Genomic DNA, 14,166 nt, shown 5'->3' with positions numbered 1-14,166 from the left:
GCGGCCGGTCATCCGCGCCGGCGCCGGGCCTGCCACACCGCGGCGGCGCCGAGGACGGCGACCGCGGCGAGGCCGCCGATCAGTCCGGCGGAGGGCCCGCCGTCGCCGGAGTCGGACGCCCCGGCGTCGGGCGCCGCGGACCCGATGGTCTCCTCGGACTGCTCCGAGGACCCGCCCGCCTGCTCCGCGCACCCCGTCTTCGGGTAGCCCGATATCGCGCACAGCAGCGCACTGGAGTCGTATCGCAGCGGCGCCGCGACCGCGGCCAGGGCGTCGCCCGCGCTCGCGTCCTCGGGGACCCGCGCGCACTCCGTACGGGCCGCGGGCGGGGTCTCGCCCTTCGGGGCGTCTGCCGCCGTGCCGAAGTCGAGGACGACGGCGACCCGCTTGCGGCCGTCCGCCACCTTCGTACCGCCGCAGACCGCGTCGAAATCGGCGGCCGCGCGCGGCTTCGCGGCGCGCGCGGAATCGGCGCTGACGGTGAAGCGGAAGCCGGCCACGCCGCCGTCGGCGGGGCGCGCCGTCGACGGCCCCTCGGTGGCGTACGTCCAGCCGCCCCCGTGGGCCGCCGCGTCCGCCGTCCAGAAGGACCAGTAGCGGTACTCCTCGGCGTGCGCGGGCGCGGCGGCCAGGCCCGTGACCGTACCGGCCAGGACCAGCGCGCCGAGGCCGCGCGCGAGACGAACGGCGCTGCTCACAGCTGGTTCTGCTTCCTGCGGCCGCTCAGCAGGAAGCCGATGCCGGCGCCCGCCGCCAGGCCGACGAGCACGACCCACCACACGGAGACGCCACCCTCGTCCTGCTTCTGCTCCTTGTCGGCCTGCTGGTCCGAGGCGGCGGACGCGGGCTTCGGGCCGGTCGCGTTCAGCTTCGTCACCAGGTCCGTGCCACCGAAGTCGCGCGGGTCGCCGCCCGTGGCGTGCGCGGCGAGGATCAGCTGCGCGTACGCGGCCGGGCCGCTCTGCTTCGCCCAGGCCGCCGAGTGCCCGCGCAGCCAGCTCAGCGACTGCTTCGCCGCGTCGGCACGCCCCGCGGCGGCCAGCGCGACGACGGCGTCGGCGGTGTTGCCGACGTCCGCCTGCGACTCGGCGCCGGGCATCGCGGACATCAGGTGGTGGCCGTGCGCGTCCAGGACGGCGCCGAGCTGGTCAGCGGCGCCGCCGGCGGCGCCACCCGCGTCCTTGGCCGCTTCCTCGCACGACGTCTTCTCCGGGGCGTGCGCGCCCGGCTCGACGACGAAGCCCTTGCCGAGCGCACCCAGTACCGCGGCGGCCGTCGCGTCCTCGTTGGCGGCGAGCTTCCCGTCCTTGGCCTGGAAGGCGAACGCGCCGCGGTCCTTCTCCGCGACGTCGCAGCCGAGCCGGAAGGCGAGCAGCCCCTCGTACGGCGTCCTCCCGCCCTTCTTCGCGGTCACCGACTCCGGCTTCGTGCCCGTGGCGGCCAGCGCGCCGATCACCACCGAGGTGGAGTTGGCGTCGCTCGGGGCGCCGGTCGCGGAGCCCCAGCCGCCGTCGTCGTTCTGCGCGGACTTCAGCCAGGAGACGCCCTCGCGCACCGCGTCCGCGTGCCCGCCGACCGCGGCCAGCGCCTGCACGGCGGCGGCCGTCTGGTTGGTGTCCCGCATCGTCTTCGCGTCGCAGGGCTGCTTCGGGGCGGCGCGGTACGCGGTGAACGCGCCGTCGGCGCACTGCTGCCCGGCGAGCCAGTCCACCGCCGAGTCCGCCGGGCGCACGCCCGTGGTGTCCTGCGCCAGCAGCGCCAGCGACTGCCGCCAGACGCCGTCGTACTTCGGGTCCGTGCTGCCGTACAGGCCCTTCGGGAGCTTCGGGGATGCGGCGGGCGCGGGGTCGGCGGCGAACGCGGCCGGGGCAGCGGCCGCGCACAGCACGGCGGCGGCCAGGGCCGCGGCGCAGCGGCGCGCCGGGGCGGCGAGGGAGCGGGCCGTGATGGCCATGGGGTCGGTGCCTCTCGGTCGGTTCGCGGGGTGCGCGAGGTGGGAGGTCACGCAGCCGTACTCCGCCGCACCACGTCCGCGGGGCGCGCGGGCGCGGTGGCACCGGGCTCAGCTCCGTATACCTCGACGGTGCCGCGCGCCGGGCGGCCGCTGAAGGGCGGCCGTACGGTACGCGGGAGCCTTGGGTGTGCCCCGCCGGGTGTTCCGGCTCGCTCCGGCGCACGGGTGCGCGCCAGCGCTCACGGCTGCGGGTCAGCGCCGGTTTTCCACCGGCTTCCCCCGGTCGGGCACGAATGAACTTGTCCGGACCACTTTAACCGGCGGGTAGCGACCGGTCTCCGGCACGTACGGCAGCCCGGAGACCACCAGGTGGCCCTCACACCGCCCGGTACGTCACCGGCTCCGAGCCCGGCACCGGCTCCGCCAGCCCCCGCTTCACCAGGCGCCGCAGATGCGCCTCGGCCTCCGAGACGGCGATGGTGCGCGAGCCGTACGGGATCTCCTCCCACGGGCGGTTCCACGTCATGGTCTCGGCGAGCTGCCACGGGGTGAGCGGGGCGGCGAGCAGGGCGCGCAGGCCCGCGAGCCGTTCCTCGTGGTGCGCGATCAGCTCCGCCGCCCGCTCGGCGGCGCCGGTGAAGGCGTGCTGATGCGCGGGCAGTACCTCGGCGACGCCGAGCCGCGCGATCCGCTCAAGGGAGTCGAGGTAGTCCCCGAGGGGATCGGTGACCGTCGCGTCGTCAGGGTCCTCGTACAGGCCCACGTGCGGGCTGATGCCCGGCAGCAGGTGGTCGCCGGAGAAGAGGCGCCCGTTGCCGGGGCGCGCCGCCGGGTGCGCCTCCTCCAGATGCAGGCAGACGTGGCCCGGTGTGTGGCCCGGCGTCCAGACCGCGCGCAGTCGCCGCCCCGCCAGGTCCAGCAGCTCGCCGGGGACGATCTCGCGGTCGGGGAGCGCGGGGCGGTTGCCGGGGAGCGCGTCGGCGTGCCCGGCGGCGCGGGCCGCGTGCAGCGGCGCGAGGTGTTCCTCGGGCGCGCCCGCCGCGGCCAGTTTCCCGATGAGGTACGTCAGCCAGACGCCCGGCTCGGCCTCACGGGTGCGGCGGACGACCTCGGTATCGGCGGCGTGCATCGCGATCCACGCGCCGGACGCCTCCCTGACCCGCGCCGACAGGCCGTGGTGGTCGGGGTGGTGGTGGGTGACGAGTACGCCGTGGAGTTCGGCGATGCCGGTGCCGCAGGCGGTGAGCCCGGCGGCGAGCGCTTCCCAGGAGTCCGGGTCGTCCCAGCCGGTGTCGATCAGCACCGGGCCACGGTCCGTCTCCAGGACGTGCACGAGAGTGTGCCCGAGCGGGTTGTCCGGTATCGGGACGGCGATGCTCCAGACCCCGCCCCGGTGGTCGATCACGTGCGGCATGCCATGCCCCTCTCGGCCCGCACGCCGTCGCGTGCATTGTCCAGCATAACTAGAACTGGTATCAGTTCTGATGCAGCGTCAGGTAATGAGCCGGGTAACACATCGGGTAACGCGACCGCAGGAGGCGGAATCGATGACTGGCCTGATCGAGCACGGCCTGATCGAGCACGGACAGCTCTACATAGGCGGCGAGTGGGCCGATCCCGCCGGCCGGGACACCATCGAGGTCGTCTCCCCGCACACCGAGCAGGTCATCGGCCGGGTGCCGCACGCCTCGCGGGCGGACGTGGACCGCGCCGTCACCGCCGCCCGCGCGTCCTTCGACTCCGGGGTGTGGGCCGACGCGCCCCTGGAGGAGCGGATCGCGGTCGTCACGCGGATCAAGGACGCGTTCGCCGTACGGAGCGAGGAGTTCGCGCGGCTCATCAGCGCGCAGAACGGCACCCCGTACACCGCGGGCGTCATGGTGCAGTCGCTGGCCGCGATGATGGCGTGGGACGCGGCGATCACCGTCGCCCGCGACTTCGAGTACGAAGAGCGGCGGCAGGGCGTCCTCGGGCCGCTGCTGATCCGCCGCGAGCCGGTCGGGGTGGTCGCGGCCGTGGTGCCGTGGAACGTCCCGCAGTTCACCGCCGCCGCCAAGCTCGCCCCCGCGCTGCTGGCCGGGTGCTCGGCGGTGCTGAAGGTGTCGCCGGAGACGCCGCTGGACGCGTACCTGCTCGCGGAGATCGCCACCGAGGCGGGGCTGCCCGAGGGTGTGCTCTCCATCCTCCCGGCCGACCGGGAGGTCAGTGAGTACCTGGTCGGGCATCCGGGCGTGGACAAGGTCTCGTTCACCGGGTCGGTCGCGGCAGGCAAGCGCGTCATGGAGGTAGCCGCGCGCCATCTCACCCGAGTGACACTGGAGTTGGGCGGCAAGTCGGCCGCGGTGATCCTGCCGGACGCGGACCTGGACGCGGCGGTCGCCGGGATCACGCCCTTCGCGTGGATGATCAACGGCCAGGCGTGCGTGGCGCAGACCCGCATCCTCGCGCCGCGCTCGCACTACGACGAGATCGCCGAGCGGTTCGCCGCCGCGGCGACCGCCCTGAAGGTCGGCGACCCACTGGACGCGGCCACCGAGGTCGGCCCGCTGGTCGCCGAGCGGCAGCGCCGCCGGTCGCTGGAGTACATCGCGTCGGGGCAGCAGGAGGGCGCCAAGGTGCTGGCCGGCGGCGGGCGTCCGGCGGACCAGGACACCGGCTGGTACGTCGAGCCGACCCTCTTCGGCGAGGTCGCCCCCGGTATGCGGATCGCCCGCGAGGAGATCTTCGGCCCGGTGATCTGCCTGCTGCCGTACGAGGACGAGGCGGAGGCGGTACGGATCGCGAACGACTCCGACTACGGGCTGTCGGGCTCGGTGTGGACGGCCGACACCGAGCGCGGCATCGAGGTGGCGCGCCGGGTGCGCACCGGCACGTACTCCGTGAACACCTTCAGCCTCGACATGCTCGGGCCGTTCGGCGGCTACAAGAACAGCGGCATCGGGCGGGAGTTCGGCCCCGAGGGGTACGGCGCGTATCTGGAGCACAAGATGATCCACCTGCCGGCGGGGGCGTGAACACATGGGTGACCGCTGGCAGGTGGAGGTGGACCGCGGGGTCTGCATCGGCTCGGGGCTGTGCGCGAGCACGGCGCCCGGGGACTTCCGGCTGGACTCCGCGCGGCAGTCGCACCCGGTGGCGGGCGTCACGGACGCCCGGGAAGCCGTGCTGGCGGCCGCCGAGGGATGTCCGGTCGAGGCGATCCTGATTACGGAGGCGGACTCCGGGGAATCAGTCTTCCCGCCGGAGGAGTAGCGTCCCGGCCGAGGTCCTGTCGAACAGGCGATCGACCTGCTGGTTCGTACTTAGAGTTACTTGTGCGTTCCTCACGGTGACCTCATGACGTCTGTGACTGTCCGTCCCTCCCCTTGCGTGGAAATCTCTATTCCACGCCGCCGAGGGGGGAGACGATGGACAAGCGGTACGAGGTGTACTGCCTGGCTGACAGGTATTTCTATGAAACCCCGGACCGTTTGTCCGTCGGGGAAAGTGCCGCAGCTGACGACAGTGCGGTGTACGAAGCGGCGCAGCGCGCAGTCCCCGAAGGGTGGCGTTGTTTCCTCTCCGGGGACTGGCTCCACGTGAATCCCGTGGACAGCGAGGGGAACCCGCGTCCGGGCAGGCCGAAGCAGGGGTGGAAGATACATGTGTCGGCCTGCCCGGACAATGCGGAGAAGATAGCGTCCAAGGTCTGGGACTACTGCGTGGCCCGGTCGATTCCGTTCAAATTCGTGCCGGGTCCGCGCCCGCTGCACCTGCGGAATTCCAAGTACGCGGACCGGGCCGCGAGCGGCAAATTCGCCACCATCTACCCGCTGGACGAAGCGGAATGCCACCGCATTCTGGAGGAGTTGGGCTCGCTGCTGGACGGCGAGTCGGGCCCCTACATCCTGAGCGACCTGCGGTGGAACGACGGGCCGCTGTACGTGCGGTACGGCGGCTTCGCCCGGCGGTACTGCGTCGACGGCACCGGGGCGCTCGTGCCCGCCATCGAGAACGCCGACGGGCGGCTGGTGCCGGACCGCCGCGAGCCCGCCTTCCGGACGCCGGAGTGGGTGCCGCTGCCCGGCTTCCTGGTCCCGCAGCTCGCGGCCCGCAACGCCACGACCGTCGCCGACCTGCCGTACGCCATCGAGTCGGCGCTGCACTTCTCCAACGGGGGCGGCGTCTACGTCGGCCGGGACCGGAGCACCGGTGAGCGGGTGGTCCTGAAGGAGGCGAGGCCGCACGCCGGCCTCGCCGCCGACCGCGCCGACGCGGTCACCCGGCTGGAGCGCGAACGCGCCGCGCTGCAGCGGCTGTCGGGCCTCGGCGTGGCCCCCGAGGTACGCGACTTCTTCACCGCCGGCGACCACCGTTTCCTCGTCCTGGAGTACATCCCGGGCAGGCCGCTGAACTCCTTCTTCGCCGAGCGCCACCCGCTGCTCACCGCCGACCCCGACCCGGAGGCGCTCACCTCGTACACCGAGTGGGCGCTGGGCATGTACAACGCCGTCGAACAGGCCGTCACCGCGGTGCACCGCCGCGGCCTGGTCCACAACGACCTGCACATGTTCAACGTCATGGTCGCGCCCGACGAACTCGGCGTCACCCTGCTGGACTTCGAGGCCGCCACCGACGCCGACGACAGCAGCCGCCAGGCCCTCGCGCACCCGGGCTTCGTCGCCCCGCGCGACCTCACCGGCTACGACGTCGACCGGTACGCGCTGGCCTGTCTGCGTCTCGCGCTCTTCCTGCCGATGACCACGCTGCTGGCCATCGAGCGGGACAAGGCGGCGGACCTGGCCGAGATCGTCGTCCGCGAATTCCCGGGCGTGCCGGCCGGGTTCCTGGAGGAGGCCGTGCGGACGATCTGCGCGCACCGGCCCGCCAGGCCGCGCATCCGGCGCCCCGCACAGGCCCGCCACCTCGTCGCGGTCGACACCCGCGAACCGTACGTCTGCGACCCGGCCGACTGGCCGCGCAGCCGCGAGTCCATGGTCCGGGGCATCCTCGCCTCGGCCACGCCCGAGCGCACGGACCGCCTGTTCCCCGGCGACATCGCCCAGTTCGCCGACGGCGGCGGACTCGGCATCGCCCATGGGGCGGCCGGTGTCCTGTACGCGCTCCACGAGACGGGTGCCGAGGGGTTCGAGGAGGGCGAGGAGTGGTTACTGCGGCAGACCGCTCCGCCTCCCCTCGGCACCCCCCTCGGGTGCTACGACGGACTCGCCGGCGTCGCCTACGTACTGGACCGGCTCGGCCACCGCGAACGGGCCGACGAGCTGATCGAGCGGGTGCTCGACGAGAAGTGGTACCGGCTCGCGCCCGACCTGTACGGCGGGCTGGCCGGCATCGGCCTCACCCTGGACCACCTGGCGCGGCAGCGCGGCGAACGCGAGCTGCGCGACCGGGCGCTGGAGGCGGCGGGACACGCCGCCGACCGGCTGGAGAGCTGCGCGAACCGGGCCGGGCTGCTGCGCGGCGCGAGCGGCCCCGCGCTGCTCTTCCTGCGGCTGTACGAAGGCACCGGCGACCCCGGGCTGCTCGATCTCGCCGCGCAGGCGCTGCGCAGCGACCTCGCCCGGTGCGTCCGCAACGAACGCGGCACGCTGCTGGTCGACGAGGGCTGGCGCACCATGCCGTACCTCGGCGGGGGCTCGGCGGGCATCGCGATGGTGCTCGACGACTACCTGACGCACCGCGCCGACGCGGAGTTCGAGGAGGCGCGGGCCGCGATCCTGCCGGCCACCCAGGCCCGCTTCTACGCACAGCCCGGGCTCTTCCGGGGCCGCGCCGGCATGGTGCTGCACCTGGCCCGCACGACGACGCCCGACCCCGATGTCGAGGCCGCGCTCGCCGCGCAGATCGCCGACCTGAGCTGGTACGCCATGCCCTACCGCGGCGAACTGGCCTTCCCCGGCGACCAGATGATGCGGCTCTCCATGGACCTGTCCACGGGCACGGCCGGCTGCCTGCTGGCCCTGGGCTCGGCCCTGCACGAGGAACCCGTACAACTGCCGTTCCTCCCACCGCTGCCGGAGCCGGACGGACTCCGGATCTGAGGGCCGCGGCATGACACGACACGAGGCACGACATGCGGCACGACACGAGAGGACGCGCGACGTGGCACTGCTCGATCTGCAGATGCTGGAGGCACCGGAGCACGGGGGCGGCGAGGACAGTACCGCCAGCGTCCTGGAATGCGACAGCACCCTGAGCCTCATCCTCTGCTAGCGCGTCATCCCCGCGGTGGTCCGGCACTGTCCGGCCCGCCGCCCCTGATCAGGTTCGTTCCGGTACGCGTCGACCGCGGACCGGGAGGTGATACAGGCCGTTCGCGGGACGGGAGTGACCGTGCCCGGCCCGGATCGTGAGGTCCGATCCGGTCCGGCACGGCACACCGCCCGCACCGCCCGGCCTGCTCCGGTGGCCGACGCCGGGACGAACCGGTGTGCGTGCGGCTCCTGGGGGAGCCGCACGCACACCATCCCCACCACTCCGCTTCTTCGCCTGTCAGGTACAGCTCACCGCACCACCCCGTCCGCGCGACCCCATCTGGGAGGAAGAACCCGTGACCGCCAAACCCGCCGACCGGCTGCTGCTCGGCGCGCTGCGCCACAGCGCCCCCCGGGCCTCGGCAGTCCTGCTGCTCACCACCGGCGGCGCCGCGGTCGGTCTCGCCCTCCCGGCCATCCTCGGCCACACGCTCGACCTGCTGCTCGACGGCCGCCCCGCGCAGCCGTGGCTGTTCGCCTGCGCCGGGCTCATGGCCCTGCTCGTCCTCATCGGCGCGCTGGACGGGCTGCTCACCGGCACGACGGACGCCCGCGCCACCGCCTGGCTGCGGCGCCGGGCGCTGCGCGGCGTACTGGCCGCGGGCCCCACGGCGACCGAACGCCACGAGCCCGGCGACCTGGTGTCGCGCATCGTCGGCAACGCCGGCACGGCCGGTACCGCGCCCACCGCGCTCGCGGCCACCGCAGCGACGGCGCTCACCCCGGTCGGCGCGCTCGTGGCGCTGGCCCTGCTCGACCTGTGGACCGCGGCCGCCTTCGTCGTCGGACTGCCGCTGCTGGCGCTGCTGATGCGTGCCTTCGTCCGCGACACCGGGGACTGCGTGGCGCAGTACCAGCGGATACAGGGCGACATCGCGGGGCGCCTCCTGGAGGCGATCGGCGGTGCCCGCACCATCGCCGCCGCGGGCAGCTACGAGCGCGAGGCCGACCGTATCCTCGCGCCGCTGCCGGCCCTCTCCCGCCAGGGCCACCGCATGTGGCGGGTGCAGGGCCGGTCCACCGCCCAGGCCGCCGCGCTGATCCCGCTGCTGCAGATCGCCGTGCTCGCCGTCGGCGGGGTGCGGCTCCTTAGCGGCGCCCTCACCGTCGGCGACCTGCTCGCCGCCTCCCGGTACGCCGTGCTCGCGGCCGGCGTCGGCATGCTCGTCGGCCACCTCAACGGCCTGGTGCACAGCCGCGCCGCGGCCCGCAGGATCACCGAACTCCAGGACCTGCCCGCCATCGAGTACGGCGACCGGGACTCCGTACCGGAGGAGGCGGGCGCGCGTGCGGAAGCGGGCGCTCTTGCCGAAGCGGACGCTCTTGCGGAAGCGGGCGCCGGGACGTGCGCGGGGGCGCTCGAACTGCGTGGCATCACCGTACGGAAGGCCGGGCACACCGTCCTGGACGATCTCAACCTCAGCGTGCCCGGCGGTTGCACGTTGGCCGTCGTCGGCCGCTCCGGCACCGGCAAGTCCGTGCTCGCCGCGGTCGCCGGGCGGCTGATCGAGCCGGACGCGGGCGAAGTCCTGCTGGACGGCGAGCCGCTGCGCCGCCTCAGCCACTACGCGCTGCGCCGCTCCATCGGGTACGCCTTCGAACGGCCCGCGCTGCTGGGCGACACGGTCCACGACACCGTGGCGTACGGGGTGTACGAGCCGGGTCCGGGCGATGTCGAGGCGGCGGCCCACGCGGCGGGCGCGGCCTCCTTCATCCGGCGGCTGCCCGAGGGGTACGCCACGCCCTGCGCCGATGTGCCGCTGTCCCGCGGGGAGGTGCAACGCCTGGGTTTGGCCCGCGCGTTCGCGCACGCCGAGCGGCTGCTGATCCTCGACGACGCGACGTCCAGCCTCGACACGGTCACCGAACTCCGCGTGGGCCGCGCGCTGCTGCGCGACGTGCGCGCCGGGACGCGCCTGATCATCGCGCACCGCGCCGCCACCGCGGCCCGCGCCGACCTGGTCGCCTGGCTCGACGCGGGCTTCATCCGGGCGCTGGCGCCGCACGCCGAGCTCTGGGAGGACCCGCGCTACCGGGCCCTGTTCGGGCCGGACGAGGAGGCGGCACCGGAGACGGGGGGCCTCGGGGACGATCGGTCGGCGGACGGGTCGGTGGACCGGTCGGCGGACGGATCGGCGGGCTGGTCGGTGGACCGGCCGGTGGGTGGTCCGGAGGCGCGGCCGGCGGGGAAGCCGGGCGTGGGGGGACTGCCGGTGCGGAAGCCCGCCCGCGCGGGTGAGCTGCCGGCGGGGGCGTCGGTGGGAGCGTCGGCGGCCGGGGAACCGCCGGCCGGAGCGGGTGCCGCGCGGCCGCGGCGGGCGATCGGCCACGGGCCGCGCCAGGAGGGGCTGCGACCGGAGGGGACGCGGTCCGAGGGGACGCGCCAGGAGGGGACGCGCCAGGAGGGGACGCGGCCGGAGCGGGCGCGGTCCGAGGGGGAGCGTCCCGCGGCGGTACGGCCGGAGGGGCTGACGCCCGTGGCGGCGCCGCGGCTGCCGTCGCCCTCCGCCGCCGCGGGCATCCCCAGCTGGGCCCACGGCCAGGGCGCGGAGCAGTCCGCGGGCGCGGGGCAGTCCACCGGCGCGGGGCAGTCCACCGGCGCCGCGCAGGACGGGTTCGCGCCGGGGGAGCGCGGGGGCGTGCCGGAGCGGATACCGGTACCCCAGGGGATGCCCGTCACGCAGCGCCGTCGCCGCGCACTGGCGGATCTCCTCGTACGGGGTGAGCTGCCGGCCCGTGCGGAGGGCGGGCCGGCAGCGGGGACCCCCTCCGAGGAGACCGCCGGGTTCCGGCGGGGTGCCGAGTGAGGCCCGAGGGGGCGCGGGCCGCTCAAGGGGAGCGGCCCGCGACGGCAGGAGAACGGACGACGGTGACCGGCGGGAACGGGAGCGGGAGCGCAAGCGGCATGAGCGGGAGCGAGGGAAGAGTGGACGGGGGGCCGGTGCGCGCTGAGCCGCGGCTGCGGGACGGGGCCCGGCGGTTCCTGGAGCGGCGGCGCGTCGTCGTGGCGCGGCTGGCCGCCTGGTCCGTGGCCGAGGCCGCCCAGACGTTCCTGCTCGGCTTCGCGCTGGCCCGGGCGATCGACGACGGGTTCCTCGCGGGCCGGGTCGCGGTGGGCCTGGGCTGGCTGGCCGCGGCCGCGCTGGCCGTCGCGCTCGGCTCGTACGGCACGGGCCGGGTCTACCGCTCCGTCGCCGACCTGGTCGAACCGCTCCGCGACGAGCTGCTCCGCCGGGTCGTCACCCGCGCGCTCCGGGAGGCCGACGACAGCGCGGTCTCCCGCGCCGCGCACCAGGTGGAGATCGCCCGCGACACCTTCGGCGGGCTGGTGATGGTGTCGCGGGGGTTCGTCTTCACCGCTGCCGGTGCGCTGGTCGGCCTCTGCGCGCTCGCCCCGGTACTACTGCTCGTCGTCCTGCCGCCGCTCGTCCTCGGCCTCGCCCTCTTCGCGGTGTCGCTGCGTCCGATGGCGCACAGCCAGGAGACGTACCTGGCGGCCGACGAGGCCATCGCGCGCGGGGTGGGCATGGCGGTCGGCGGGCTGCGCGACGTGACGGCCGGCGGCGCCGAGGAGCGGGTGGCGCGCGAGGTGGGGGAGCGCTTCGACGCGGAGTGGCGCGCGTCGCGCACGCTCGCGCGCTGGGGCGTGTGCCGGGACGTGGCGCTCGGCGTGGGCGGGCGGCTGCCGGTGGTCCTGCTGCTGGTCACCGCGCCCTGGCTGCTGGGGAACGGGGTGACGCCGGGCGCGCTGGTCGGCGCGCTGGCCTACCTCACGCAGTCGATGCTGCCCGCGCTGCAGGCCCTGATGCACGGCCTGGGCACGTCCGGCACCCGGCTGGGCGTCGTCCTGCGCCGGCTGACGGGGGCCGGACGGGGCGTCGGGAGCGCCGCGTCCGCCGCGGTCTCCGCGACGGACGTGACGGGCCCGGCGGACACGGAAGCGGCAGGTGCCGGGACGGCGCCCGAGCCCACCGTGCCCGCCGGGCCCGCCCTCCCCGGTCCCACCGGAGTCCCGGGACGGCCCGCGCTGCCCCGTCGCGACGGAGCGCCCGGAAGGCCCGCGATCCCGGGTTCCGGCCCCGCCCCCGACGCAGCCTCCGGGCGGCCCGCGCTGCCCGCCGTGCCCGAACTGCCGGCGCTGCCCTCGGGCGCTCCGGCCGCTCCGGCCACCGCTGCCCCGGCCGCGTCGTCCTCGGCAGCCGCGTCGGCGTCCGTGCCGACGGGCCGTGGCGGTGGGGCGCGGCACGCCAAGCGGCCGCGGCACGCGCTGCCGCCGAAGCGGCTGACGCTGCCCGGGGGCATCCCGGTGCCGGTGCGTGCGCCGGGCGGCCGGTCAGCGCAGGGCGCGGGCGCGTACGCCGGGGACAACCCCGATAACGCGGCCAACGCGCAGGCCGGGGCGCCCGTACCGCTGCCCGCGTGGGCGACGCCGCCCGCCGGCAGCGGGCTGGCCCTGGAGGCGCGCGGGGTGTCCTTCGCGTACGGCGAGCATGCGACGCCCGTGGTGCAGGGGCTGGAGCTGACCCTGCCGGTCGGCGGGCACCTGGCCGTCGTCGGGCCGAGCGGCATCGGAAAGTCGACACTCGTGGCGCTGCTCGCGGGCGTACTGGTCCCCGATCGGGGAGAGATCCGGCTGGGCGGGAACGGCGCGGGGTCCAGGCGCGTTCTCGTACCGCAGCAGGCCTATGTGTTCTCCGGGACGCTCCGGGAGAACATGCTGTACCTCTGCCCGCGCCCCGAGGAGGTGCCGGACACCGCGCTGCGGGCCTCGGCCGTGGCCGTGGGCGCCGCGGGCCTGGTACAGCAGCTCGGCGGATTCGGCGCGCGGGTCACGCCCGGCACGCTCTCCGCCGGCGAGCGCCAGCTCATCGCCCTCGCCCGCGCCCATCTCGCGCCCGCGCCGCTCGCCCTCCTCGACGAGGCCGGCTGCCATCTGGACGCGACGGCGGAAGCCCGTGCGGAGCGGGCCTTCGCGGCCCGGCCGGGCGGCTCACTGATCGTCGTCGCGCACCGCATCAGTTCGGCGCTCCGTGCGGACCGCGTCCTGGTGATGGACGGTACGTACGCCCTGTGCGGGCGCCACCGCGACCTGCTGCGGCGCTCCGCGCTCTACCGCGACCTCGTGGGGGAGTGGGCGGACGCCGAAGCGGAGCCGGCCCTCTCGCCGTGAGCGGGGCCCGGCCGTGACGGCGACCGGTCCGCCCTCCCCGGCCGACGCTGCGGCCCGTACCGCGTCCGGGACCGCCGCCGGGACGCTCTCCCGGTGCATGGGTCACAGCCAGCCCTCGCCCTGGGAGATGCGGATGGCGTCGACCCTGTTGCGGGCGCCGGTCTTGCGGGTGATCGCCGACATGTAGTTGCGCACCGTTCCGTTGGACAGGTGCAGCGTGCCGGCGATCTCGGCGACCGAGGCGCCCTCGGCGGCGAGCGTCAGGACGCTCAGCTCCCGCTGGGTGAGCGGCATTTCGGCGGCCTGCAGAAAGCCGAAGCCCAGCGAGCCGTCGATGAAGCGCCGGCCCGCGGCGACCTGCCGTATACCGGCGGCGAGCTGCCCGGGGGAGCCCTCCTTGTCGACGAACCCGAGCGCGTCGGCCTCGAAGGCTCTGCGCAGCGGGCCCGGCCGGTGGGCAGAGCCGAGGACCAGCAGGGCAGGCCCCTTCGACGGCCCGGCCGCGCCCTCCCGGCCGCCGCCCGCTCCGGGCTCTCCACCGCACGGCACGCCCTCCGCCGCGCCGCTCATCGGAAGTTCCCGGCATCTGTTGACCTGCTGCGGGATGTGCGCGATCGGCCCGCGCGCGGGCGTGCCGCGGCCCGGGACAGCGTGCGCGGCACTGCCGTGCGCCTCCGCCCTCATCTGGGTGCCGCCCGCGGGGGCACCTCTCGCGGCGGCGCCGACGCCGCTCACCACGGCGCCGTGCGCCCCGGCCGCCGCTCTCGGGGCCCAGCCGCTCCGGTACC

10 protein-coding genes and 1 riboswitch are annotated in these 14,166 nt (G+C 75.3%); of the genes, 6 read left to right on the top strand and 4 right to left on the bottom strand.

All coding sequences use genetic code 11. The features are described from left to right. Positions 1-8 precede the first annotated feature (8 nt). The 3 genes from IF04_RS0100240 to IF04_RS0100230 form a co-directional block, all read right to left on the bottom strand. The gene (locus tag IF04_RS0100240) at positions 9-698 is read right to left on the bottom strand and encodes an SCO2322 family protein (protein WP_030248976.1); all 690 of its coding nucleotides are present in this window, start codon (positions 696-698) and stop codon (positions 9-11) included. After that, positions 695-1,954 carry an SCO2321 family membrane protein gene (locus IF04_RS0100235; RefSeq protein WP_051830513.1) on the bottom strand — a complete coding sequence of 420 codons (1,260 nt, stop codon included), beginning with the start codon at positions 1,952-1,954 and terminating at the stop codon, positions 695-697. The genes IF04_RS0100240 and IF04_RS0100235 overlap by 4 nt, the downstream gene beginning before the upstream one ends. 177 nt (positions 1,955-2,131) lie before the next feature. Continuing rightward, positions 2,132-2,271: riboswitch (cobalamin riboswitch) on the bottom strand. A 59-nt stretch (positions 2,272-2,330) separates the two neighbouring features. Next, positions 2,331-3,368, bottom strand: a complete 1,038-nt coding sequence (locus tag IF04_RS0100230) for a Strvi_7410 family MBL fold metallo-hydrolase (RefSeq protein ID WP_030248970.1) — start codon at positions 3,366-3,368, stop codon at positions 2,331-2,333. A gap of 133 nt (positions 3,369-3,501) precedes the next feature. Between IF04_RS0100230 and IF04_RS0100225 the strand changes: the two genes are divergently transcribed. From IF04_RS0100225 to IF04_RS37010, 6 genes are all read left to right on the top strand, one after another. Continuing rightward, positions 3,502-4,968 carry an aldehyde dehydrogenase gene (locus IF04_RS0100225; RefSeq protein WP_030248969.1) on the top strand — a complete coding sequence of 489 codons (1,467 nt, stop codon included), beginning with the start codon at positions 3,502-3,504 and terminating at the stop codon, positions 4,966-4,968. Between the two features lie 4 nt (positions 4,969-4,972). Continuing rightward, positions 4,973-5,206 (top strand): ferredoxin, encoded by a 234-nt coding sequence (locus IF04_RS0100220; protein ID WP_030248967.1) that lies wholly within the window; start codon positions 4,973-4,975, stop codon positions 5,204-5,206. Positions 5,207-5,361: 155 nt separating this feature from the next. Then, positions 5,362-7,995: a class III lanthionine synthetase LanKC gene (lanKC, locus tag IF04_RS0100215; RefSeq protein WP_030248965.1), complete on the top strand. Its 2,634-nt coding sequence runs from the start codon at positions 5,362-5,364 to the stop codon at positions 7,993-7,995. 61 nt (positions 7,996-8,056) lie between these two features. Beyond that, positions 8,057-8,167: a SapB/AmfS family lanthipeptide gene (locus tag IF04_RS0100210; RefSeq protein ID WP_030248962.1), complete on the top strand. Its 111-nt coding sequence runs from the start codon at positions 8,057-8,059 to the stop codon at positions 8,165-8,167. A gap of 337 nt (positions 8,168-8,504) precedes the next feature. Further along, the gene (locus tag IF04_RS0100205; protein ID WP_063829419.1) at positions 8,505-11,015 is read left to right on the top strand and encodes an ATP-binding cassette domain-containing protein; all 2,511 of its coding nucleotides are present in this window, start codon (positions 8,505-8,507) and stop codon (positions 11,013-11,015) included. A 134-nt stretch (positions 11,016-11,149) separates the two neighbouring features. Then, complete coding sequence (locus IF04_RS37010; RefSeq protein WP_342668096.1) at positions 11,150-13,378, top strand: ATP-binding cassette domain-containing protein; 2,229 nt, start codon at positions 11,150-11,152, stop codon at positions 13,376-13,378. 102 nt (positions 13,379-13,480) lie between these two features. Here the strand turns inward: IF04_RS37010 and IF04_RS0100195 are convergent, their stop codons facing one another. Beyond that, the gene (locus IF04_RS0100195; RefSeq protein WP_078599662.1) at positions 13,481-14,062 is read right to left on the bottom strand and encodes a helix-turn-helix transcriptional regulator; all 582 of its coding nucleotides are present in this window, start codon (positions 14,060-14,062) and stop codon (positions 13,481-13,483) included. Positions 14,063-14,166: the final 104 nt, after the last annotated feature.

Source organism: Streptomyces violens (assembly GCF_000717745.1).
Taxonomy (GTDB): domain Bacteria; phylum Actinomycetota; class Actinomycetes; order Streptomycetales; family Streptomycetaceae; genus Streptomyces; species Streptomyces violens.
Note: the sequence above shows the minus strand (reverse complement) of the source record. Positions and strands in the feature narration are given on the sequence as shown.

Excerpts from the sequence above, each read along its gene's own strand:
- IF04_RS0100235 (WP_051830513.1), bottom strand. The coding sequence starts at position 1,954 with ATGGCCATCACGGCCCGCTCCCTCGCCGCCCCGGCGCGCCGCTGCGCC.
- IF04_RS0100230 (WP_030248970.1), bottom strand. The coding sequence starts at position 3,368 with ATGCCGCACGTGATCGACCACCGGGGCGGGGTCTGGAGCATCGCCGTC.
- IF04_RS0100225 (WP_030248969.1), top strand. The coding sequence starts at position 3,502 with ATGACTGGCCTGATCGAGCACGGCCTGATCGAGCACGGACAGCTCTAC.
- IF04_RS0100220 (WP_030248967.1), top strand. The coding sequence starts at position 4,973 with ATGGGTGACCGCTGGCAGGTGGAGGTGGACCGCGGGGTCTGCATCGGC.
- lanKC (WP_030248965.1), top strand. The coding sequence starts at position 5,362 with ATGGACAAGCGGTACGAGGTGTACTGCCTGGCTGACAGGTATTTCTAT.
- IF04_RS0100195 (WP_078599662.1), bottom strand. The coding sequence starts at position 14,062 with ATGAGGGCGGAGGCGCACGGCAGTGCCGCGCACGCTGTCCCGGGCCGC.